The organism is Bradyrhizobium sp. USDA 4341 (assembly GCF_054063755.1).
In genome coordinates, this window is record NZ_JBSSGO010000002.1 from 2,066,087 (window position 1) to 2,088,511 (window position 22,425).

Here is a 22,425-nt window from a genome sequence, read left to right on the forward strand (position 1 = left end):
CAACGCATGAATATCGAGCTTTCGCGCCAACACCTCGATCTGTCCTCCGCCATCGCCGAGGGCGATATCCGCGTGCTGCTGATGGTGCTGGTGCACATGACCGGCGACGAGAAGTGGCTCGAGCCGCCGTACAAGCCGAAGCGCGACGTCCGCCTGATCCCCGATCCGGATGCCGGCGTGCCGAAGGAGATCCAGGACGAGATCCGCGCCGCCGTCCTGAACCTGTTCGCGAACGGAACGCCGAAACCCGTCATCACCGATCCCGGCGATGAGCTGATGCTGCGGATGATGCGCGCGACGCTCGGCGAGAACGTCGCGCCGGAATATGCCCCGTTGATGCGTGAGGAGATGGGATTCGTTCCCCGCGAGGCCCGATGGCGCGAGCGCCCTTCCGACGAACGACTGGCGCAGCAGCATGTGCTGATCGTCGGCGCCGGTGTCTGCGCGATCGCGCTCGGCGTTGCGCTGGGACGGCTCGGCATTCCCTATACGATCGTCGAGAAGCAGGACGAGATCGGCGGCACCTGGTACGTCAACCGCTACCCCGGTTGCGGCGTCGATACGCCGAACCACTCCTATTCCTTCTCGTTCGGCGCCCGCAATCCGTGGACGCGTTATTTTGCGCAGCGCCAGGAATTGCTCGACTATCTGCTCAAGGTCGTGCGCGAATACGGCATCCGCGAGCACGTCCGCCTCTCGACCGAGCTCGTCGCCTCGCGCTGGGACGAAGGCAAGCGCCGCTGGATCTCGACGCTGAAGACCCCGAGCGGTGAAGAGACCTTCGAGTCCACCGCGCTGGTCAGCGCGATCGGGCAACTCAACGATCCCTCGCCTGCCCCTTTCAAGGGAGACGGGGATTTCACCGGCCAAAAGGTTCATTCGGCGCTGTGGTCCGACGACATCAAACTCGACGGCAAGCATGTCGCCGTGATCGGTACCGGCGCGACTGCGATGCAACTGGTGCCGTCGATCGCCGACCGCGTCGCCTCGGTCACCGTCTACCAGCGCACCGCGCAGTGGGCGCGGCCGGTGAAGGGCTATTCCGACCCGATCACTGACGGCGCGCAGTGGCTGCTCGCCCATCTGCCGTTCTATGTGCAGTGGTATCGCTTCAACATGTTCTGGCGTTACGGCGACGGGCTGCTGCCGTTCCTGCGCAAGGATCCGGCCTGGCCGCATCCGGACCGCGCCGTCAACAAGGGCAACGACCGGCATCGCCAGGAGCTGGCCGACTTCATCCTCTCCGAGCTGAAGGACCGCCCTGATTTGATCGAGAAGTGCATGCCGACCTATCCGCCTTACGGCAAGCGCATCCTGCTTGACAACAACTGGTTCAAGACGCTGACCAGGCCGAATGTCGAGCTGGTCACCGACAAGATCGACCATTTCGCTGCGGACGGAATCGTCACGGCCGACGGCACATCCCGGCCGCACGATGTCATCGTGATCTCGACCGGCTTCAAGGTCTCCGAGATGGCCGCGCGTCTCAACATCACCGGCCGCGACGGCAAGAACCTCAAGCAGGCGTGGCACCACGACAATCCGACCGCGTATCTCGGTCTCACCGTGCCCGACTTCCCTAATTTGTTTCTGATGCTCGGCCCCAACTCGGGACCCGCGCATGGCGGCAGCGTAATCTTCCAGTCGGAATGCCAGAGCCGCTACATCTCCGCCTGTCTCGTCGAGATGATCGAGAACGATATCGCTGCGATCGACGTGCATCCCGACGCGCATGACGAATACATCCGCAACGTCGATGCCGAGCATGAGCAGCTGATCTGGACGCATCCGGGCATGACGACCTACTACCGCAACAGAAGCGGCCGGGTGTTCTCGGCAATGCCGTGGCGGTTCGTCGACTACTGGAAAATGACGCATGATCCGGACTTCACGCAGTATCGAAAGACCAAGGCGCGACAGGAAAGCTGACCTGAATTACCCCGCTCGTTAACTTGACAGCAGGCGATATCTGCCGCAGCATTTCGGCGACTGCACCTGTTGGGGTGCGGGAGCGGCTGCTCCCCGCGTCGCAGGAATTGACGGACGATTTTGGAATCGGCCGTCAGGCAGAGAAGCGGACAGAGGTCCGTCGGCCCACCCTTGGAGAGGAGCATGACGCCACCGGCGAAAGCCAGCGACCTTGCTCAGCGGCAAGGTCTCGGTGCACGTTGAGGCGAACAGCAGCTGCTAGCCGCGTGCACTGCCGACAATCTGAACGTATCCGCAGGACGAGAGCGCAAAGGCCAAGCGCTTTTAGATCCCGAAACACCACTGGTCTACACCAGAGATCCTTCGCTAAAACGAAGTAGCAGGGCCCCGCGATGCTTGAATGCACCGGGGCCCATTCGTTTGCGCGCCATCTCTCCCTCGTCGCACCGCATTGCGTCACCGCGCGGGATCGGGAACAATTGTCCTCGCGGAGTGAGGAGCGATGATGGAAAAGCCGCTTGTACGCATCTACACCGACTACAAGTCTCCCTATGCCTATGTCGCCAACAAGCGGCTGTTCGAGCTCGAGGAGACCTTTGGCGTCGAGCTGGAATGGCTGCCCTACACGCTTCGCATTCCCGAGTTCATGGGCACGGTCGAGGCGCGCACGCCGCATTTCTGGCGCAAGGTGCGCTACTCCTACATGGATGCGCGGCGGTTCGCCAATGCGCAGGGACTGACCATGAAGGGCCCGCGCCGGATCTACGACGCCTTCTACTCCAGCGCCGGAATGCTGTTCGCGCAACGCCATGGGCTGTTCCGGCCCTATCATGACACGGTGTTCCGGAGGTTCTGGAACCACGAGCTGGAGATCGACGAGTTGTCGGAGATCGCCGGCGTGATTTCCGCGATCGGCGGTTCCACTGAGGCCTTCGAGGCCTACGTTCGCGGCCCTGCCCGCGCAGAACACGATCGCATCATCGACGAGGCCGAAGCGCTCGGCGTTTTCGGCGTGCCCAGCATCGTGTTCAACGGCGAACTGTTCTGGGGCGGCGACCGCATCGACATGCTGATCGAGCGGATCAGGCATCCGGACTCGGTCGCGGTCGCGCTCGGCAGCAGGCATCGAACCTAGACGACGGGCGTTTCTAATCTGCTTAACGTCCCTGATCGATCACCCTCCATCCAGGATCGCCCAGCATCCGGTGCGTTCCAGCACGGACTTCAACGCCGCCCGATCGCCGGCATCCAGTGCTGCAAATTTCTCGCGCAGCTGCTGCAGGCACTTGACCTGGTATTTGAATGGCGCCAGCGCGTAAGGCAGTCCCCAGACGCTGATCTCAAGGCGCGCGAGGCCTTTGGCGAATGCATCCGCGTTAGCGGCAAGGAACGGCAGATAGAGTTCGCCCGCGATCCGCAGCAGCGCCTCGGCGAATCCGCCGAGCGCCTGCTCGCGCGGATACCAGTCGCCCTCCACACCGGAGGCATCATCGAGCCGGCGCACCCAGTGATCGGCGAACGGCGCGCGCTCGCGCATGATCCGCATCGGAGTCGGGTCGGTCGCCATCTCGCTGAGCTGGCCGAACCAGGCGAAATCCGCCAGCGACGGCCGGCTGCCGAACAGATAATTCCTCATGCCAACATGCGGTTCGAACGCCGCAAGCGTCCGGCGATAGCTCTCCTCGAGCAGCGGACGGTTCTCCTCGGTGGCGCCGAGAATGACCATGCGCGAAATCTGCCGCTGCCGGAATTCCTCGATCTCCGCGCGGCTGCCGGCCGCGGCCTCCGACGTCGACCACTCCTCGCCGGCCCAGCGCGAGACATAGGTCTGATCTTCCGGATCCCACCAGCGATACAGAAACAGCGGCTTCACTGCCCATTCGTCGGCGAGGTCCTCGAGCAGATCGCAGACGAAGGCTGTGGCCTTATCCTCCGGGATCACCGACCGCCCCTGGTGACGAGCCTCCAGATCATAGGCCAGCGTCGTGGTCTCGCCGTGATAGCTGCCGTCGGGATATTGCAGCACCGGGATCAGCATCGGCTTCAGATGCGCGGTCGCCGCGCGCAACGCTTTGGTCATGATGACCCAGTCGTGCGGAATCCGCCGGTAGCGCATCAGCGCGCGCAACTTGATCGCATAGGGCGATGCGGTCGAGCCAATCAGGCGGTAGCGGCCTTCCGTCATGACGCCCCCTCCGAAAACGCCGGATTGCCGTACGGATAGAACCGTGTGAGGTCGACATTCCTGTAAGGGAGCTTGTCGAGCCGCGTCGTGCCGAGGAACGGCTCATCCGGCTCGACCAGCACGATCGTCTTGGCAAAGCCGTTGTCGTCGAAGCCGCGCCGAAAGTGCACCCGAGACTTGATCGCCATGACCTCGAATCCACCGATGTCAGGCACCAGCGCTTTCAGCGAGAACGGCTCCATGATCTGCACCAGATAGGTGGAGAGGATCAGCACATTGTTGCGGCCGAAGCGCACGCAGACCCAGAACTGCCCGTACCCCTCGGCTGCAGCCGAGATCGTGCCCTGAATGCGAACCGGATCGCCCGCCGACTCGTCGGCACGGCCGCCGATCTCCATGTCGAAGGCATCGCCGGCCTTGGCGCCGGCCGCCTTCAGGCTTGCCGTCGCCCTGGCATCGGCAATGGTCGCGATCACGGTGTTGGCGAGGTCCTGCGCGATGATCTCGCGCAGCAGCCAGGTCGCCGATCCCGACCGGTCGCTGTGATCGGCCAGCACCGCCGGCGTGTTGCCATCGGCGACGGCCTGCCTGGCCAACGCGACGCCCTTGGTGATGCTGTGGAGCTTGGTCGATTGCAGCAAGGCCTCGCGCAGCCGCCAGATCGTGCCGGCGAGATCGCGCGCAACCTGCTCGGCGAGCTTTGGGTTGTCGTTGGTCAGGACCTGCACGGTCATGCCGACATCGGGAACATCGGCGAATGGGAAGCCGAAGAAGATGTTGACATAGACGTCGACCTCGCGGGCCTCCCACACCAGCGCGCGCTGCACGAGATCCATCCACGGCCGCGCACCGGTCCATTGCAGCACGGTGGGAGAGATCACGGGAACCTTGATGGTCTTGTGCGCCGGTCTGTAGTCGCCGCGGATCGCCCGCACCAGCATGCGCGCCGCCCGTTCGCCTTGCAGATGCGCATCATAGTGCGGGAAGTATTTGACGGCGAACGCCATGTCGGCTTGTTCGAGGAACGCCTCATCCTCATTGCCGTGCGGGTCGAAGGTCGCGGCGATGAAGGCGGAGCGGCCGACCACCTCGCGGACCTGCCGCGCCAGATCGGCCTCGGGCCGCGGCACGTCGCGCACGGCCATCGCGCCATGCAGGCACAGATAGACCCCGTCGAACGGCCCCTCCTCCTTGAGCCCGGCAATCATCTTGCCGGTGAAGGTCCGGTAGGCTTCCTGGGTGATCCAGCCCGACCCAGTATAGGTCTTCGGCCAGAGCGGGGACTCGATGCCGACCAGTTCGACCTCGGAGAACTCGCGCGCCACCTGCACGAAGCCGCCCATGTAGTTCTTCGGATCGAACTGCAGCAGCGCTTCACCTTTGGCCGGCGAGCCCGGATAGATGAAGTCGTCGAGCGTGGTCTCGTTCGGCAGGAACGAGACGGTTTCGTGGGAGAAATGCAGGACGGCGATACGTATCTTGCGATCGCTCATTTTGGTGCGCCTCGACTGTTTCTCCGCATACTGGCATCGAAGGCGCGGTGCGCCAATGCCGCATTCGGTTTTTGCCCGCCAGACCTGCAAATAAGCAGACGCGGCGCGGCTTGCCGCCGTGCCGATTCTGCTATGGTCCACGCCAACGATCGGGCCCCGGCCCCGCAGATGTCTCAAGGAGAGAACGCCATGAATCCCCCCGTCAGCTCGCCCGCGATCAAGGTCGTGAAATCCGTTCGCGAGCAGGTGAGCGCCGAGGAGTGGCAGGCCCGTGTCGATCTCGCCGCCTGCTATCGGCTGACGGCGATGTACGGCATGACCGAGATGATCGCGAACCACATCTCCTGCCGCGTGCCCGGCACCACCGACCAGTTCCTGATCAATGCCTATGGCATGCTGTATGAGGAGATCGACGCCTCCAGCCTGATCAAGGTCGATGTCGAGGGCAACACGCTGCTCAACGCCACCGACTATGATGTCAACGTCGCCGGCTTCGTGATTCACAGCGCCATCCACATGGCCAAGCACGACATGGACTGCGTCGCGCACACCCACACGCCGGCCGGCATGGCGGTCTCCGCGATGGAATGCGGCCTGCTGCCGCTGGCGCAGACCTCGATGCGCTTCCTGCGCATCGCCTATCACGACTTCGAAGGCATCGCCGACAATGTCGACGAACGCGAGCGGCTGGTGCGCGACCTCGGCGACCACGAGGCGATGATTCTGCGCAACCATGGCCTACTCGTCGTCGGCCGCACCGTGCCCGCCGCCTTCAACGTGCTGTTCCGGCTCGAGCGCGCCTGCCAGACCCAGGTGATGGCGCTGTCCTGCAACACCAAGCTGATCTATCCGCCGCAAAACATCCTCGAAGACACCTATGAGCGGATGCTGCCCAAGCCCGGCCGCGCCGCGCGCAACGGCGAACTCGCCTGGCCGGCGCTGCTCCGCAAGCTCGATCGCGTCGATCCGTCGTACCAGGACTGAGACGAAATCGCGCCTTCGCATCAACTTTGGGCGTCGCTTGCCCGCTATTTGAGCGCACATTTTGCCGTGACATCGCCGATGCTAGCCGTCGGCGAGACGGCAGGTGCGTGCGATGAAAACCTTCATTCGCGTTGTTGAGCTCTGGGTGCCCGATCCAACGCGGACGCGGCTGGAATTCGGCGGCAGCCTGCACAGCTCCGAGTTCGCCGAGTTCAACGCGATCAGCGAGAACGCGCTGTTCGCCTATGACGAGGGCCTTCCCGGCAAGGCCTGGGCGAGCGGCCATCCGGTCATCCTGACCGAATTCGCCAATTCCTATTTCAAGCGAACCGACGAGGCGCGCGAAGCCGGCCTGACCTGCGGCGTCGCGCTTCCGGTGTTCGCCGGCGAATTCCTGATGGCGGTGATGGTGCTGCTCTGCGGTGACGACAGGAAGCATGTCGGCGCGATCGAACTTTGGCACAACGATCCCAACAAATCCCACGAGATGGCGCTGGTCGACGGCTACTACGGCACCGCCGACATGTTCGAGTTCAACTCGCGTCACACCAAATTCCCGCGCGGCTTCGGCCTGACCGGCCGGACCTGGAAGGCCGGCATGCCGCTGATCATCAAGGACCTGCACAATTCCAAGGGATTCCTGCGCTGGGAGGACGCATCCGAAATCGGCATCAGTTGCGGTGTCGGCATCCCCTACACAACCGGCGACCAGACCTGGGTGGTGACATTCCTGTCGGCCCAGGCAACGCCGATCGCACGCCGGTTCGAGATCTGGGTGCCGAACGAAGCGCGGTCGGCGCTGGTGTTTCACTCCGGCGACTGCAGCGAGCAGTCCAATCTCGCCACGCTCTATGCGGCCAAGACGATCAGCCGGGGTGAAGGCAGCATCGGCGGCGCATGGGCCACCGGCATGCCCGCACTCACCGAGCATCTGAAGCAGGATGAATCGATCGCGGCTACCCTGGCGCGTGGCTCCGGCATGAACCAGGTGGTCGCGCTGCCGGTGATCGAGAACGCCCGGCTCAAGGCGGTGCTGGCCTGGTATCTTTAGGGATTGGAATGAATGTCCAAGATCGCGCGGAGCTATCCGCCCCGTCATGCCCGCGCAAAGTGTTCGCCATCGCGTGGGCATGACGGCAGAGATACGAGCCCGCCATCTGCCCAATCGTCGTCCTGGCGAAAGCCAGGACCCATAACCACCGATATTTGAGAGAGGGGCCGTGGCCCCAGCGTCGCATCGCAACTGACATTTGGGGTAATGGGTCCTGGCTTTCGCCAGGACGACATCGGATATGTTGCGCCGTTTGTGGGTCATGCTTTCGCATTCTCGCGACAACATCTGCCCGAGTCTTGCATCTCGTTCCGCCCTCTCCGTTCGCAGAGCGCGCAGGGAAAGCCGGGTGCCGATTGCACCCATGGGTCCGGTGCAACAAAAAGCACCGGGGGTAGGACCACAGGTGTAACCGGAGACTCCGGCTTTCCCTGCGCGATGGCTTACGGCTTATACGTGCTCTCCCCGGCTAGACTAGGCTTGCTTGTCACCGCCCTCGCAACACGCAAGCGCATCTTGCAAGAGGACACCAGCCACTGGGGCGTCAGGACCACACGACTTCACCGTCCGCTTCACATGCTGTCGTCGCTTGCATGATCCGCGTCCACCGCATCTCACCGCAACACGCGTGACGATCGCGACGCGCCCCTCAATCGGGTGAGACGGGCGGAATTGAATCACTGATTTGCCCGACGACGGAAGCGCCGATTTGCCGAAATCCGTTCAATCGCAATCGCTTACATACTCGCGCAAGTTGCAGCCAAGGTCCTGGCGCGGTCAAATCATGTCCGTAGGCGCCCGCAGCACCCGCAGCGTTTCCATATTCCTGCCCCACGCATCGCGGCGACACAAATTATTTGGTGCCGGTCGCCATCGACGCGACATGAGGACCTTGCGCTTGACGTGCTGCCGATGGTCAACTCGCTGATCGGAATGTTCCTGCATCGTTGGGGGAAGCATGAAGTTCAAGTTGATTGCGATCGGGGTTGGCCTCGGGCTCGCACTCGCCGCCACGGCGGAGGCCCAGACCCCGCGCAAGGGCGGGACCATTCGCATGACCGCGCCCTATGGCTCCAGCTTCACCAGCATGGACATCCACACGACACCGCGCGCCCAGGACGAGATCTACGCCAAGGCTCTGCACCGCTCGCTCTACATCTGGGACTCGACCGAGGGCAAGCCGGTTCTGGAACTTGCCAAGGAGGTCACCGTCTCGGGCGGTGGCCTCGTTCATACCTTCAAGCTGCGCGACGACGCCTATTTCCACAACGGCCGCAAGATGACGGCCGACGACATCATCTGGTCCTACAATCGCATCATGGACGGCACCAAGGCCTATCCCGGTGCGCGCTTTGTCCGCTTGATCGAGGGCGCGGCCGAGGTCGAGAAGGGCCAAGCCAAGGAAATCTCCGGCCTGAAGAAGATCGACGACTTCACCCTCGAAATGAAGCTGACCGAGAAAGTCGATCCCGCCTTCTATTTCTTCACCGCGTTGACCTCGATCTATCCGGCCGACGAGGGCGGCAAGGAGAGCTTCCTCCAGAAGCCGATCGGTCTTGGTCCATTCAAATTCGTCGAGCACGTGCCGGGATCGCGCATCGTGCTTGAACGCTGGGACCGGTTCTACAAGCCCGGCAAGCCATATGCCGACAAGCTCGTCGTATCGCTGATGGGCGAAGCCGCCGCCCGCGACGTCGCCTTCCGCAACAAGGAGATCGACACCTCGGTGCTTGGGCCCGCGCAATATGTCGCCTATCAGGCCGACTCCAACCTCAAGGGCAGCATCGTCGAGGTCGCCGAGGTCTTCACCCGCTATATGGGGATGAATCCCACGTTCAAGCCATTCTCCGACAAGCGGGTCCGGCAGGCCGTCAACTACGCGATCGATGCCGATCTGATCATCAGCAAACTGGTCAAGGGCAAAGCCTATCGCGCCACGAGTTGGCTGCCTTTGACCTCGCCGGCATACGACAAGGCCATGAAGCCCTACCCTTACGATCCTGCGAAGGCGAAGCAATTGCTCGCCGAAGCGGGCTATCCCTCAGGCTTTGAATTCGAATGGACCACCAGTCAGAACGAAAGCTGGGGCTTGCCGATCGTCGAAGCCGCGATCCCGATGCTGGACAAGGTGGGCATCAAGGTGAAGGTCAAGCAGGTCGAGACCGCGGTGCTGGCGGAGGTCATTCGCAAGGGCGACTTCCAGGCCTTTATCTATTCCCAGGCGACCGGCCCGGATCCGCAGGCAGCGCTCAAATGCTTCCACTCGGCGACACCGCAATCGGCCTGCAACTATACGACTTTCAAGAACGCGGAGTTCGACAAGATGATCGATGCAGCCGGCCAGACCGACGATGCCGCAAAGCGCGTCCAGTTGCTGCAAGAGGCCAATGCGCTGCTCCAGGAGGAAGCGCCGATCTGGTTCTTCAACTACAACAAGGCGGTCATGGCGGTGCAGCCCTGGCTCAAGGGAATCCAGCTGGACGCGACGGAACTGACCCATCAAAACGTCGAAGACCTTTGGGTCGACGACACCTCGCCGGCGAAGTGACCGGTGCCAATCGCTCTCCCTCCATCGTGTGAAACGATGGAGGGGATGAGGAAAACGTCGAATGCTCTCCTTCGCGATCCGTCGAGTCCTGCAAACCATTCCGACCGTCCTGGCTGTCGTGCTGGTGATCTTCGTGCTGTTCAGCGTCGTTCCGGGCAGCATCGTGTCGAGCATGGGTGATGACGGCCGGGGCCCGACGGACCCGCAGGTCGTGGAACGCATGAAAAAGCAGCTCGGCCTCGACGATCCCGTTTACGTGCGGTTCGGCTCCTATGTCGCCAAACTCACGACAGGTGATTTCGGGACCTCGTTCCGGACCCGCGAGCCGGTCACGACCATGGTCGCCAAACGGATGTGGCCAACGCTGCAGCTGATATTCGCAGCGCTGGCGTTTGCCATTGCGGTCGGCGTTCCGCTCGGTTTCATCGCCGCGCTGAAGCCGGGCAGCATCGTCGACACGCTCTCGATGGTCCTGGCGGTGTCCGGCCTCTCGATGGCCAAATTCTGGCTCGGGCTTTTGCTGATGTATCTGTTTGCATTGAAGCTCGGCTGGCTGCCGAGTTTCGGCTATGGCGATGGCAGCCTCAAATATCTGCTTCTGCCTGCCGTGACCCTCGGCGTCTCGCCGATGGCGCTGCTGGCGCGGACGACGCGGGCAGCGGTGCTCGAGATCATGACCGCGGATTTTGTCCGGACGGCGCGTTCGAAGGGCATGAGCGAGACCCGGGTCGTGACGTGGCACGTGATGCGCAATGCCCTCGTCATCATTCTCACGGCGATCGGTCTGCAATTCGGCGTCGTGATGGGCCAAGCCGTCGTCGTCGAGAAATTGTTCTCCTGGCCGGGCATCGGCTCGCTGCTGGTCGACAGCGTCCTGCAGCGCGACATCCCCGCGGTGCAGGGCACCATTCTCGTGGTGGTGCTGTTCTTCCTCGCCGTCAATACATTGGTTGACCTGCTCTACGGCGTGATCGACCCCAGGATCCGATACGCATGAGCGGCGGCCAGTCTTATCACGTCAGCGCACGATCGACCATGCAGCCTGCCACAGCGGAGCGGCCGCGATGAAGCTTGGAACCAGCGCGATCATCGGCGGGGTGCTATTCGCGCTTGCGATCTTCGTCGGCCTGTTCGCGCCCTGGCTTGCACATACCGATCCGGTCATGGGCGCCAACCTCATGAATGCCGAAGAACCGCCGAGCTGGATCTGGTGGTTCGGCACCGATGCGCAGGGTCGCGACATCTATTCCCGCGTCGTGCATGGCGCGCGCATCTCGCTGACGGTCGGCATCGTCTCGCAGCTCGTCAATAGCGTCATCGGCGTGACGCTAGGCCTGACCGCGGGCTATTGGGGCGGCTGGTGGGACGATGTCGTCAACGGGCTGACCAATCTGATGCTGGCGATCCCCTCGCTGATCTTCGCACTCGCAATCATGGCGGTGCTTGGACCCGGCCTGACGAGCCTCCTGATCGCGCTCGGATTGACCAACTGGTCCTTCACCTGCCGGATCGCACGCGCCTCGACGCTGTCGCTCAAGAGCCAGGGCTATGTGCAGGCTGCGCGAGTGCTCGGCTATGGGGATTTGCGCATCATGATCACGCAGCTGCTGCCGAACATGGTCGGCCCCATCATTGTCATCGGCACCCTCGGCATGGGCGGGGCGGTACTGGCCGAAGCTTCGCTTTCGTTCCTCGGCCTCGGCATCCGTCCACCCTATCCGAGCTGGGGCAGCATGCTGTCGGAGGCGCGCGACCAGATCACCACGGCGCCATGGCTGTCGGTATTCCCAGGCCTCGCCATCTTCCTGACGGTACTGGGCCTCAATCTGCTCGGCGATGGCTTGCGTGACGTGCTGGATCCACAGTCGCGGAGCCGGCGCGCATGACGGCCGCTCCGCTGATCGAAGTCGAGGATTTGCGCATCGATCTCGACGACGGCGCCAAGCATGTTGCGGCGGTCGAGGGCGTTTCGTTCCGGATCGATCGTGGCGAGACATTCGGCCTTGTCGGCGAGTCCGGCTGCGGCAAGAGCATTACGGCGCTCGCCTTGATCGGCCTGCTGCGGCGGCCGCTCTCGGTCGCCGCCGGCGCGATACGGTTCGAGGGCCGCGAGATTCAGGGACTTTCCGCGGCCGAGCAGCGGGCGCTGCGCGGCAACCGCATCGCCATGATCTTCCAGGAGCCGATGACGGCGCTCAATCCGGTATCGCCCGTCGGCCGGCAGATCGCGGAGATGTTCGTGCTGCACAAGGGCAAGAGCTGGCGCGAGGCAAACCAGCTGGCTGTCGAGGCGCTGGCGAACGTGCGCGTCCCCGCACCGGAGCGGCGGGTGAAGGATTACCCGCACCAGCTTTCGGGCGGCATGCGCCAACGCGTGATGATCGCCATCGCGCTGGCATGCGATCCGGATCTTCTGATCGCAGACGAGCCGACCACCGCGCTCGACGTGACGGTGCAGGCGGAAATCATCGAGCTGATGCGCAATCTGTGCGCGGAGCGAGGCACGGCGATCCTGATGATCAGCCACGATCTGGGCCTGGTCGCCAACGTCTGCCGCCGCGTCGGCGTCATGTATGCCGGTCGCATTGTCGAGGAACGCGGCTCGGACGACATCTTCCGCGCCTGCGCGCATCCCTACACGCAAGGCCTGGTCGACTCGCTGCCGCGGCTGGGGAGTCGCGCAGCGCTCGGCCGGTCGCGGCTCAGGGAGATCGCCGGCGTCGTCCCGGCGATCGCGGACTTTCCAAGCGGCTGCCGCTTCAATCCGCGTTGCGCGCAGGCGACCGAGATCTGCCGGACCACCGCACCGGAAACGACATGGCTCGCTGCAGGCGGGCTTGTCAGGTGCCACCACCATGCATGAAGCCGCGGCGAAGCCTGGCGACGATGTCATCCTCCGCGTGGAGGATCTCGCGGTGCATTTTCCGCTCGGCGGCGGCTTGCTGGGCGGCGGCCAGCGGCTGCTGCGCGCGGTCGACGGCATCGATCTCGAACTGAAGCGCGGCGAGTGCCTCGGTCTCGTCGGCGAATCCGGCTGCGGCAAGTCGACCGTCGCCCTTTCGCTGCTTGGGCTGCTGACGCCGACGCGAGGCAGGATCGTGCTCGACGGCCACGTCGTGACGGGCCAGCGATCGGTCGATCGAAAGCTCCTGGCCCGTACCGCCCAAATGGTGTTTCAGGATCCCTACGCCTCGCTCAATCCGCGCCAGACCGTTCGCCGCACGCTTGAAGACCCGTTGCGCCTGCATGGCGTGACGGCCCAAAGCGAGATCGACGGACGCATTGCGGCGATGCTCAAACATGTCGGCCTGCGGCCCGAGCAGGCCGGCCGCTACCCGCATGAATTCTCGGGTGGCCAGCGCCAGCGCATCGGCATCGCCCGCGCCCTGATCCTCAATCCCAAGATCGTCATCTGCGACGAACCGGTCTCGGCGCTCGATGTCTCGATCCGTGCCCAGATCATCAATCTGCTGCTGGAATTGAAAGAGAGTCTCGGCCTCTCTTACATCATGATCAGCCACGATCTCGGCGTGGTCGAGCACATGAGCGACATGGTCGCGGTCATGTATCTCGGCCGCATTGTGGAGATGGGCGGCTGGCGCGAGATCTTCGAGCGGCCGGCCCACCCGTATACGCAGACCCTGATCGCCGCGATTCCCGATCCGCTACGCCGCGCACCGCTCGCGACGACAAGGGGCGAGCTTCCCAATCCCCTCAATCCGCCGGACGGATGTGCATTCAGTCCACGCTGTCGCTTCGCCGAAGCGGTGTGCCAGCGCGAGCCCGGGCCTTCGATTCAAACGCGCGCCGATGGGCACGCGGTCCGGTGCTGGCGAGCTGACGAGATTGCCAGTCAGCCTCCAAGCTGAATGGTCCGTTCCAGCGCCGCGGCGAAGCCGTTGAGAGGGACATTGAAGACGACGGCCTGCCCGTTACTGATGTTCTGCGCGGCGACGGTGAGCGTCTTGGCCTTGCTGATGGTGTCGGTCACGACCGTCGGAAAGGAAACCGGAAGCAAACACCCTTGCGCGGTGCAGGTGGAGAACCGGGTCTGCTCCAGATCCTTGCCGTCGAGCTTGAGGACGGCTCCGGCGTCGAACTTCAGCCCGAACGGCATCAGGATGTTGCCTTCGGCCTTCCCGTCCCTGGCAATCAGCTCGATGGCGAAGATTTGCTGATTGGTCTCCTTGGAGGTCTGCGCCTGACCCAGGGTGCAGAGCCTGGCACCGCCATCGAGCAGGCATTTGACGATCCAGTCTCCGTAGGTCTCGCTGACCGCTGATGCGCCCTTGGGAAGCTGGACGGGGCGGACCACGCCCTCCATCGCGGACGTCTGGCTCCTAGTGTCGATCGGAATCGAGACCGTGCCCCCGCTGGCGTCCGATTTGTCAGACGTTCGAGCGGCCTGCGCCGAACCGATGCCGGCGATGACGACGAGAGCCGCGATCGCCCGAAGACGTCTGTCTGTTGCGCTGACTCTCACCATGCCTTCGCTCCGCCCCGTCACATCTCGAAACCGAGATTCGTCATGCGTGGGTATAATTCCCACATATGCAAGGTACGTGTATTTGGAGAGCCGCCGACATGCAAGAGATTATCGCCGCCGCCGTGATCGTTGCGATTGTTGCATTCTGCGGCGGGTATTTCTGGGCTGTTGCATGTGAAGCCAGGATCGCGAACAAGCAACGGCGGAAATAACAGCGGTGCTCGACGGTCCGCCCCGCGACCCGCCGCTATCTATCGCGACAGATCCGTCATTCCGGGGCTCGCGAAGCGAGAACCCAGAATCCATTCATCCACAAAGCCGGCGGCCCGATGGATTCCGGGCTCGTGCTTCGGACACCCCGGAATGACGAGGCAGACCCGTGTCATGGGTGGATTAACCACGCGCTGCACAGCTAGCGCGCCCCACTTTCTCACACGATTTGCCCGCGGGACGCGTTTTCAACTAAGGTCGCGGGATGGACATGCTCGTCAAACTCTATGCCCTGCCCGATTCCCGGCCTGCCTACGATCGATTGCTCAAGGCCGGAATTGTCATGCGCCGGGCGCTCGCTCCCGAAAAGCACAAGGTCACAGCCTGGGTACGGGAAACGTTCAGCGAGGCGTGGGCCAGCGAAACCGAGGTTGCGTTCAGCCGCCAACCGGTCTCCTGCTTCATCGCGATCCAGCAAAAGAAGATCGTGGGATTCGCCTGCCACGACGCGGCCTGCCGCAACTTCTTCGGTCCGACCGGCGTCGCCCCGAAGGCGCAGCAGGGCGGCATCGGCAAGGCACTGCTGTTCGCCTGCCTCGAGGACATGAAACACCAGGGCTTCGGCTACGCCATCATCGGCGGCGTCGGGCCGGCAGAATTCTATGCGAAGGCCGTCGGCGCGGTGACCATCGAAGGCTCCGCGCCGGGGATTTATCGGGGACTTCTGTAGCAGTTCGTAGGATGGGTAGAGCGAAGCGAAACCCATCATGCGCGCCGCAAGCGAGGTCGGTGGGTTTCGCTTTGCTCTACCCATCCTACGCGACTAGCTGCACGGCTAGCGCAGCTTCCCGAAAAACTCCCGCACCTCGCCAACGAACAACTCGGGCTGCTCGAACGCCGAGAAATGTCCGCCCTTCGGCATCTCGCGCCAGTGCTGGATGTTGGTGAAATTCGTCTCCATCCATTTGCGGACCGGCGTGACAATCTCCTTGGGGAACACGGCAACACCGGTCGGCACGCTCACCTTGTGCGGGGTTCGCTTGCCGGGCCCAAAGCTTTCCCAATAGAGCCGCGCCGACGATGCGGCCGTCTCGGTCACCCAGTACAGCATGACATTGTCGAGCAGTTCGTCGCGGCTGAGGATGTTTTCCGGATGCCCGTCGCAGTCGGTCCAGGCCCAGAACTTTTCCAGGATCCAGGCCGCCTGCCCGCTCGGCGAATCCGTCAGCGCGTAACCAAGCGTCTGCGGCCGGGTGGACTGCTGCTTGGAATAGCCGGAATCCCAGTCGGCGTAGTATTTGATGCCGTTGAGCGCGCGGGTCTCCTCCGGCGTCGGCTGGCCCTCGACATTGGGCCGGGTCGACATCGCAAGCGTGATGTGGATGCCGGCGCAGTGCGCCGCATCCTGCCCGCCGATCGCGGTCGTGACCGCTGAGCCCCAATCGCCGCCCTGCGCGAAGTACCTGGCGTAGCCCAGCCGCTCCATCAGGACGGCCCAGGCCTGGGCGATGCGATCGACGCCCCAGCCTGTTGCAGTAGGCTTGGCCGAGAAGCCGAAGCCCGGCAAGGACGGGCACACCACATGGAAGGCATCGGCCGCGCTGCCGCCATGCGCCGTCGGATCGGTCAGCGGCTCGATCACCTTGTGGAATTCGACCACCGATCCCGGCCAGCCATGGGTGATGATCAGCGGCCGCGCCTCCGGGTGCTTCGAGCGGGCATGGATGAAGTGGATGTCGAGCCCGTCGATCTCGGTGGTGAACTGGCTGAATCGATTGAGCTGCGCCTCGCGCTGCCGCCAATCATAGGTCTCGGCCCAATAGCGGCAGACATCCTTGATCCATTGCAGTGGCGCGCCCTGGCTCCAGTCGTCGACCAGTTCGGCTTCCGGCCAGCGGGTCCGGCGCAGCCGGGTGCGGAGATCCTCAAGAACATCGTCGCTGACGGCGATGCGAAACGGACTGATGGCGGTATTCATGGCGTCTCCCCGGGGCTCGAAATCTGCCTGGGGAACATAGGGTCGGACCGCCAGCCGATCAAACCGCCAAGCGACGCTATTTGCCGATCGCCGTCTCCAACAGAGACTGGGCCCGTTTGGTGGCTTCGGCGAATGCCGGCTGTTCCGGGGCGTGCTGGACGAAGCAGCGCTTGAATGCATCGTCGCCCTGCTGGCGCAGGTCGCCGAGTTTGTCATAGGCCTTCTTGTCGATCCGCTTCTGGCGCAGCTTCTCGGCTGCTTCGTCGGCCTTCTTGTTGTAGTCGGCGCGGATCGTCGCGCAGGCCGGCACCTGCACCGTGGGCTCGATCTCGCCATAGGCGATGTAGAACTTGCCGTTGGCGAGAGCTGCGACAAACACCTCGTCGGCGGCCTCAGGCGTCGAGTCTTGGGTGCGGCCGGCGAGGAAACCGTAAGTCAGGGTGGCCGACGCTGGCTTGGCGACCGGCAGCTCGTTGAAGTTGATCACAGCGGCGTCGGTCGAGATCGCCTGAGTGTAGAGGCCCTCGAACTTCAGGGCCGGTTCAACCTGCTGCGGCACATTCTTGCTGCCCTTGTCCCACCACGCCTTGTGCTCGTGCAGCCAGCGCGTGAACAGGGCTTCGGAGGTGACGATGATGTGGGCTTTCGGCTCGACGAAGCTGCCGTCGGCGCGTTTCTCGCCGATCTTGCCGCCGTCCCTGCCGGTGTCGGCGTCGAAGCGCAGGCCGTCCAGCATGCCGAACCCCATATCGCCTTTATATAGAGTGTCGAGATTGAGCTGGGCCGGGGCAAAGCCAGGCCGGGCGGGCTGGGACAGGATCGCGATCAGCTGCCCCTTCAGCTCGTCACGCGCGGCTGCCTCTGCCTTGTCGACGGCCTCATTGATCTTGTTGTCGTTCGACAGCTTGGCGAATTTGGCAATCGCAGCGTCGCGTGCGGCAAAGTAGCGGTCCTCCGGCGACGCGGCGCGGGCCGGCGAAAGGACCAGGATCGGGGATAGGACGAGGGCAACGCGGAAAATAAAATGCATGCCCTGTGGTCGCCCGCAGGGCATGCAAGGTTCAAGGTCACGGGTACTACCAGCATATCCGTCGCCGGCAGGCCCTCTGCCGGCGCCGGATCTCGTCAGGGCCGGCCGGTCGTGCCGCCCTTGTCAGGCTGCCGCGGTCAGGCTGCCTTGATCAGGCTGCCTTGGATTTCGCCACGTGGGTGGCAATCGCGTCCATCAACGCCGGCGACAGGCAGTCATAGGGCTCGAGCCCAAGCTCCTTCAGCCGCGACCTGATCCCGGCCATATCGGCCGGCTTGACGCCGGACTCGATCACGGACGAGACGAAGGCGGCGAACCCGGGCGCCGCCGAGCCGGACTCCTGGAACAGCTCGGGATGGATGAAGTCGAGGCCATAGAACGGATGGCCCTTGTTCTCGATCCGGCCGTACATGTGCGTGCCGCATCCGGTGCAGGCATGGCGCTGGATCACCGCCGCGGCGTCGATGATCTTCAGCTTGTCGCCGTTCTCCAGCACGGTGACGTTCTCGCGCGGAACCACCGCGACCACCGAGAAAGTGGCGCCCGAAGGCTTCCAGCATTTGGTGCAGCCGCAGGCGTGGTTGTGGGCGACGTCGCCCTTGACCCCGACCTTGACCTTCTTGTCCGCGCATTTGCAGACCAGTGTGCCGCCGGCAAAACTGCCGGAGCCTTGCTTGACGCCGTTGTCGACTGACGGGTGGATATGAACAGTCATTGACCTATCCTCCTAGTGCTTGGTGTTTTGAATTTAGAACACGACGACCGAACGGATCGATTTGCCCTCGTGCATCAGGTCGAAGCCCTTGTTGATCTCGTCGAGCTTCAGCACGTGGGTGATCATCGGATCGATCTGGATCTTTCCGTTCATGTACCAGTCGACGATCTTCGGCACGTCGGTGCGGCCGCGCGCGCCGCCGAACGCGGTGCCCTTCCAAACCCGTCCGGTGACGAGCTGGAACGGCCGGGTTGCGATCTCCTTGCCGGATTCCGCGACGCCGATCACGACCGACACGCCCCAGCCGCGGTGGCAGGCTTCCAGCGCCTGGCGCATCACGTTGGTGTTGCCGGTGCAGTCGAAGGTGTAGTCGGCGCCGCCGTCGGTCAGGCCCACCAGGTGCTGCACGATATCGCCGCTCACCTTGGTCGGGTTGACGAAATGCGTCATGCCGAACTGGCGGCCCCAATTGTCCTTGGAGTCGTTGATGTCGACCCCGATGATCTTGTCGGCGCCGACCATCTTGGCGCCCTGGATCACGTTGAGGCCGATGCCGCCGAGGCCGAACACCACGACGTTGGAGCCCGGCGTCACCTTGGCGGTGTTGACGACCGCACCGACGCCGGTGGTGACGCCGCAGCCGATGTAGCAGCTCTTGTCGAACGGCGCGTCCTCGCGGATCTTCGCCACCGCGATCTCGGGTAGCACGGTGAAGTTCGAGAAGGTCGAACAGCCCATATAGTGGAAGACCGTCTTGCCCTTGTAGCTGAAGCGCGAGGTGCCGTCGGGCATCACGCCCTTGCCCTGCGTGGCGCGGATCGCGGTGCAGAGATTGGTCTTCTGGCTCAGGCAGCTTTTGCACTGGCGGCATTCCGGCGTGTAGAGCGGGATCACGTGATCGCCCGGCTTCACGGACGTCACGCCGGCGCCGACCTCGCGAACGATGCCGGCGCCTTCGTGCCCGAGGACCGAGGGAAAGATGCCTTCGCTGTCGAAGCCGTCGAGCGTATAGGCATCGGTGTGGCAGATGCCCGTCGCCTTGATCTCGACAAGGACCTCGCCGGCCTTGGGGCCTTCCAGGTCGAGCTCGACGATCTCAAGCGGCTTCTTGGCTTCGAATGCAACTGCGGCGCGGGTCTTCATCTTGGTCTCCACAAAACATCAAACAGGTTTGTCATTCGCGCCGATCACGCTCAGTTCTTGTTGCCCATGCAGGCGTCTTCCGCCTTTCCATAGGCATCCGACTTATCTTCGTGCTTGGCCGGTCGAACACGCCCAACCGCATCATTGGCGCGGGCGCGCAGGTACACATAGAGGTCGTCCATGTAGCAGGCAACGTTCGGGTTATCGCCGAATGCCGGCATGACGTTTTCCTGCGACGTCGACACGTTCTTGCGCCCGCTCGCGACCACGCCCATGAAGTCGGGATAGCTCATGGTCTTCAGCGAATCCTTCAAAGCCGGCGCGTAAGTCGAGCCCATGCCGTCGGGTCCGTGGCAGACGTGGCACTCCGAATGATAGCGGCGGTAGCCCGAGTAAGTGTACCAGTCCACCGTACCGTCGGACGCGACCTTGAACGTCGGGTTTCCATCCTTGTCGAGATACTTGCCGTCCTCGGACTTGACGGCGGCCGGATCACCTACGTCCTCGGCGGAGGCAACTCCTCCCATTGCCACGACGAAGATCGCGGCAGTCACAAACCAGATCTTACGCAAAAGCATATCCTCGCGTGCGGATTGAAGACGGACCGGCGCATGGAGATCGCTCCATGCGCCGGAACGAGGGTTGCTCAGCTCACTGCGGCAGCGCGAACACGGTGAGCGTTCCACCGAGCGCGGTGTAGTTACTCAACGCGGCATAGCCGCCGACTGCACCGAGACCGGCCGTCGGATCAGTCAGACCAGCCGCGAGGCCTATGCCTGCCCAACCGCCAACACCCGACAGCACGGCGATGTACTGCTTGCCGCCGTTTTCATAGGTGGTGACGTTGCCGATGATGCCGGACGGAGTCTTGAACTTGTAGAGCTCCTTGCCCGTCTTGGCGTCGACTGCCTTCAGGTAGCCTTCCAGCGTGCCGTAGAACACCACGCCGCCGGAGGTCGCGAGTGCACCCGACCAGACCGAGAACTGCTCCTTGTTCGACCACACGATCTTGCCGGTCTTGCCGTCCCAGGCGATGAAGTTGCCCATGTTGGTCTCACCGGGAGGCGGATACATCGACAGCGTCGCGCCGACATAGGGCTGACCTGCGGTGTAGCTCACCTTGAAGGGCTCGTAGTCCATGCAGACATGGTTGGTCGGCACGTAGAACAGCTGCGTATCCGGCGAGTAGGCCGCCGGCTGCTCGTCCTTCGAACCGAGCGCCGCCGGGCAGATGCCCTTGACGTTGTGGTCTTCGCCGGCCTTGTCGGTCGACGCTGCGTCAAGAACCTTCGGACGACCATAGGTCGGCGAGCTCTTGTTCATGTCGACGCCGGAGGTCCAGTTCACCTTCGGATCATACTTCTCGGCGACCAGCAGTTCGCCGGTGGCGCGATCGAGCGTGTAGCCGAGGCCGTTACGATCGAAGTGCGTCAGCAGCTTGCGCGCCTTGCCGTCGATGTTCTGATCCGAGAGGATCATTTCGTTGACGCCGTCATAGTCCCATTCGTCATGGGGCGTCATCTGATAGACCCACTTGGCAACGCCGGTATCCGGGTTACGCGCCCAGATCGTCATCGACCACTTGTTGTCGCCGGGACGCTGCTTCGGATTCCAGGTCGAGGGGTTGCCCGATCCGTAATAGACGAGGTTCAGTTCGGGATCGTAGGAGATCCAGCCCCAGGTCGCGCCGCCGCCGATCTTCCACTGATCGCCTTGCCACGTCTTCAGGCTCGAGTCCTTGCCGACCGGCTTGCCGAGCTCGGTGGTCTTGTCGTCGACCAGGAGCTGGTCATCCGGACCTTCCGAGAAGCCACGCCAGACCAGCTTGCCGGTCTTGAGGTCGTAGGCCGTCATGTGGGCCTGAACGCCGAACTCGCCGCCGGAGATGCCGACCAGGACCTTGTCCTTGACGACCATCGGCGCCGACGTACCGGTCGATCCCTTGCTCGGATCGCCGTTCTTGACGCTCCACTCCACCTTGCCGGTCTTGGCGTCGAGCGCAACCAGCGTGGTGTCGGCCTGATGCAGGATGATCTTGCCGTCACCATAGGCAACGCCGCGATTAACCGTATCGCAGCACATCACCGGAATGACGTTCGGATCCTGCTTCGGCTCGTACTTCCAGACGATCTGATTGTCCTTGGAAAGGTCAATAGCGTAGACCTTGTTCGGGAACGGCGTATGCACGTACATCATGTTGCCGATGATCAGCGGGCCGCCTTCGTGACCGCGCAACACGCCGGTCGAAAACGTCCACGCTACCTGCAACTTTCCGACGTTCTGGGCGTTGATCTGATTCAGCTTCGAATAGCGCTGATTGGTGTAATCGCCGGTCGGCATCACCCAGTCTTTCGGGTTCTGCGTCATCTTGTGGAGTTCGTCATTGGCGTTGGCAGCTCCGGCGGCGAACACCGCCATTGCCCCAAGGCTGGTCGCGTAAAGCAGCTTGCGCATCGTGGATTTCCTCCCAGGTTCATGAGCTCAAGGGTTTCCGCCGAAACGGCCCCACTTCTTCCATTTTGGTACCTCACTGGTAGTCCTATCGAACCGCGTTGACTTGCCCAGCAGCGAAGCGCCGTTTGCTCAGAAGCGAAGCATTGTCAGATTTTTGCGGTCGGGCCGCGAATTGGCAGGTAAGGCTGCTTCATGTTGCAGGGCATCAAACGTCTTCAG

19 protein-coding genes are annotated in these 22,425 nt (G+C 63.2%); 10 read left to right on the top strand and 9 right to left on the bottom strand.

All coding sequences use genetic code 11. The annotated features are described in order from the left end of the window. The first annotated feature begins 6 nt into the window (after positions 1-6). A complete protein-coding gene (locus tag ACVIGB_RS15830) occupies positions 7-1,929 on the top strand; it encodes a flavin-containing monooxygenase (protein WP_456721924.1) in 1,923 nt (640 codons plus the stop codon). 505 nt (positions 1,930-2,434) lie between these two features. Continuing rightward, positions 2,435-3,064 carry a DsbA family protein gene (locus ACVIGB_RS15835; protein WP_456721923.1) on the top strand — a complete coding sequence of 210 codons (630 nt, stop codon included), beginning with the start codon at positions 2,435-2,437 and terminating at the stop codon, positions 3,062-3,064. A 39-nt stretch (positions 3,065-3,103) separates the two neighbouring features. Here the strand turns inward: ACVIGB_RS15835 and ACVIGB_RS15840 are convergent, their stop codons facing one another. Both ACVIGB_RS15840 and ACVIGB_RS15845 read right to left on the bottom strand, forming a co-directional pair. After that, positions 3,104-4,114 (bottom strand): glutathione S-transferase N-terminal domain-containing protein, encoded by a 1,011-nt coding sequence (locus ACVIGB_RS15840; RefSeq protein WP_456721922.1) that lies wholly within the window; start codon positions 4,112-4,114, stop codon positions 3,104-3,106. After that, positions 4,111-5,607, bottom strand: a complete 1,497-nt coding sequence (locus tag ACVIGB_RS15845) for a M81 family metallopeptidase (protein ID WP_456721921.1) — start codon at positions 5,605-5,607, stop codon at positions 4,111-4,113. Before ACVIGB_RS15845 ends, ACVIGB_RS15840 begins: the two co-directional genes overlap by 4 nt. Before the next feature lie 189 nt (positions 5,608-5,796). Here ACVIGB_RS15845 and ACVIGB_RS15850 point away from each other — a divergent pair, with 189 nt between their 5' ends. The 7 genes from ACVIGB_RS15850 (at position 5,797) to ACVIGB_RS15880 (ending at position 14,059) form a co-directional block, all read left to right on the top strand. Further along, positions 5,797-6,591 (top strand): class II aldolase/adducin family protein, encoded by a 795-nt coding sequence (locus ACVIGB_RS15850; protein ID WP_456721920.1) that lies wholly within the window; start codon positions 5,797-5,799, stop codon positions 6,589-6,591. Positions 6,592-6,703: 112 nt separating this feature from the next. After that, complete coding sequence (locus tag ACVIGB_RS15855) at positions 6,704-7,642, top strand: GAF domain-containing protein (RefSeq protein ID WP_456721919.1); 939 nt, start codon at positions 6,704-6,706, stop codon at positions 7,640-7,642. Positions 7,643-8,600: 958 nt separating this feature from the next. Further along, the gene (locus ACVIGB_RS15860) at positions 8,601-10,190 is read left to right on the top strand and encodes an ABC transporter substrate-binding protein (protein ID WP_456721918.1); all 1,590 of its coding nucleotides are present in this window, start codon (positions 8,601-8,603) and stop codon (positions 10,188-10,190) included. Between the two features lie 61 nt (positions 10,191-10,251). Further along, positions 10,252-11,187: an ABC transporter permease gene (locus ACVIGB_RS15865; RefSeq protein ID WP_092115636.1), complete on the top strand. Its 936-nt coding sequence runs from the start codon at positions 10,252-10,254 to the stop codon at positions 11,185-11,187. Between the two features lie 67 nt (positions 11,188-11,254). After that, the gene (locus tag ACVIGB_RS15870) at positions 11,255-12,076 is read left to right on the top strand and encodes an ABC transporter permease (protein WP_229163981.1); all 822 of its coding nucleotides are present in this window, start codon (positions 11,255-11,257) and stop codon (positions 12,074-12,076) included. After that, positions 12,073-13,053 carry an ABC transporter ATP-binding protein gene (locus ACVIGB_RS15875; RefSeq protein WP_456721917.1) on the top strand — a complete coding sequence of 327 codons (981 nt, stop codon included), beginning with the start codon at positions 12,073-12,075 and terminating at the stop codon, positions 13,051-13,053. Before ACVIGB_RS15870 ends, ACVIGB_RS15875 begins: the two co-directional genes overlap by 4 nt. Further along, a complete protein-coding gene (locus ACVIGB_RS15880) occupies positions 13,046-14,059 on the top strand; it encodes an ABC transporter ATP-binding protein (protein WP_456721916.1) in 1,014 nt (337 codons plus the stop codon). Before ACVIGB_RS15875 ends, ACVIGB_RS15880 begins: the two co-directional genes overlap by 8 nt. Here the strand turns inward: ACVIGB_RS15880 and ACVIGB_RS15885 are convergent. Next, entirely contained in the window at positions 14,044-14,676 is a 633-nt protein-coding gene (locus tag ACVIGB_RS15885; RefSeq protein WP_456721915.1) for an invasion associated locus B family protein, read from the bottom strand. The two genes, ACVIGB_RS15880 and ACVIGB_RS15885, sit on opposite strands and share 16 nt — an antisense overlap. Before the next feature lie 475 nt (positions 14,677-15,151). Here ACVIGB_RS15885 and ACVIGB_RS15890 point away from each other — a divergent pair, with 475 nt between their 5' ends. After that, the gene (locus tag ACVIGB_RS15890; protein WP_456721914.1) at positions 15,152-15,616 is read left to right on the top strand and encodes a GNAT family N-acetyltransferase; all 465 of its coding nucleotides are present in this window, start codon (positions 15,152-15,154) and stop codon (positions 15,614-15,616) included. A 105-nt stretch (positions 15,617-15,721) separates the two neighbouring features. On the opposite strand, the gene ACVIGB_RS15895 is transcribed toward ACVIGB_RS15890, so the two are convergent. The 6 genes from ACVIGB_RS15895 to xoxF5 all read right to left on the bottom strand — a co-directional run bounded on the left by ACVIGB_RS15895 (position 15,722) and on the right by xoxF5 (position 22,206). Further along, a complete protein-coding gene (locus ACVIGB_RS15895; protein WP_456749160.1) occupies positions 15,722-16,864 on the bottom strand; it encodes an epoxide hydrolase family protein in 1,143 nt (380 codons plus the stop codon). Between the two features lie 76 nt (positions 16,865-16,940). Next, positions 16,941-17,894, bottom strand: coding sequence for a hypothetical protein (locus ACVIGB_RS15900; RefSeq protein WP_456721913.1), 954 nt, complete (start codon positions 17,892-17,894; stop codon positions 16,941-16,943). 151 nt (positions 17,895-18,045) lie between these two features. Then, positions 18,046-18,609: an S-(hydroxymethyl)glutathione synthase gene (gene gfa, locus ACVIGB_RS15905; RefSeq protein WP_092115643.1), complete on the bottom strand. Its 564-nt coding sequence runs from the start codon at positions 18,607-18,609 to the stop codon at positions 18,046-18,048. 33 nt (positions 18,610-18,642) lie between these two features. After that, the gene (locus ACVIGB_RS15910) at positions 18,643-19,752 is read right to left on the bottom strand and encodes an S-(hydroxymethyl)glutathione dehydrogenase/class III alcohol dehydrogenase (RefSeq protein WP_050405342.1); all 1,110 of its coding nucleotides are present in this window, start codon (positions 19,750-19,752) and stop codon (positions 18,643-18,645) included. A 50-nt stretch (positions 19,753-19,802) separates the two neighbouring features. Beyond that, a complete protein-coding gene (locus tag ACVIGB_RS15915) occupies positions 19,803-20,279 on the bottom strand; it encodes a c-type cytochrome, methanol metabolism-related (protein ID WP_212310769.1) in 477 nt (158 codons plus the stop codon). A gap of 124 nt (positions 20,280-20,403) precedes the next feature. After that, positions 20,404-22,206: a lanthanide-dependent methanol dehydrogenase XoxF5 gene (gene xoxF5, locus ACVIGB_RS15920; protein WP_456721912.1), complete on the bottom strand. Its 1,803-nt coding sequence runs from the start codon at positions 22,204-22,206 to the stop codon at positions 20,404-20,406. Positions 22,207-22,425: the final 219 nt, after the last annotated feature.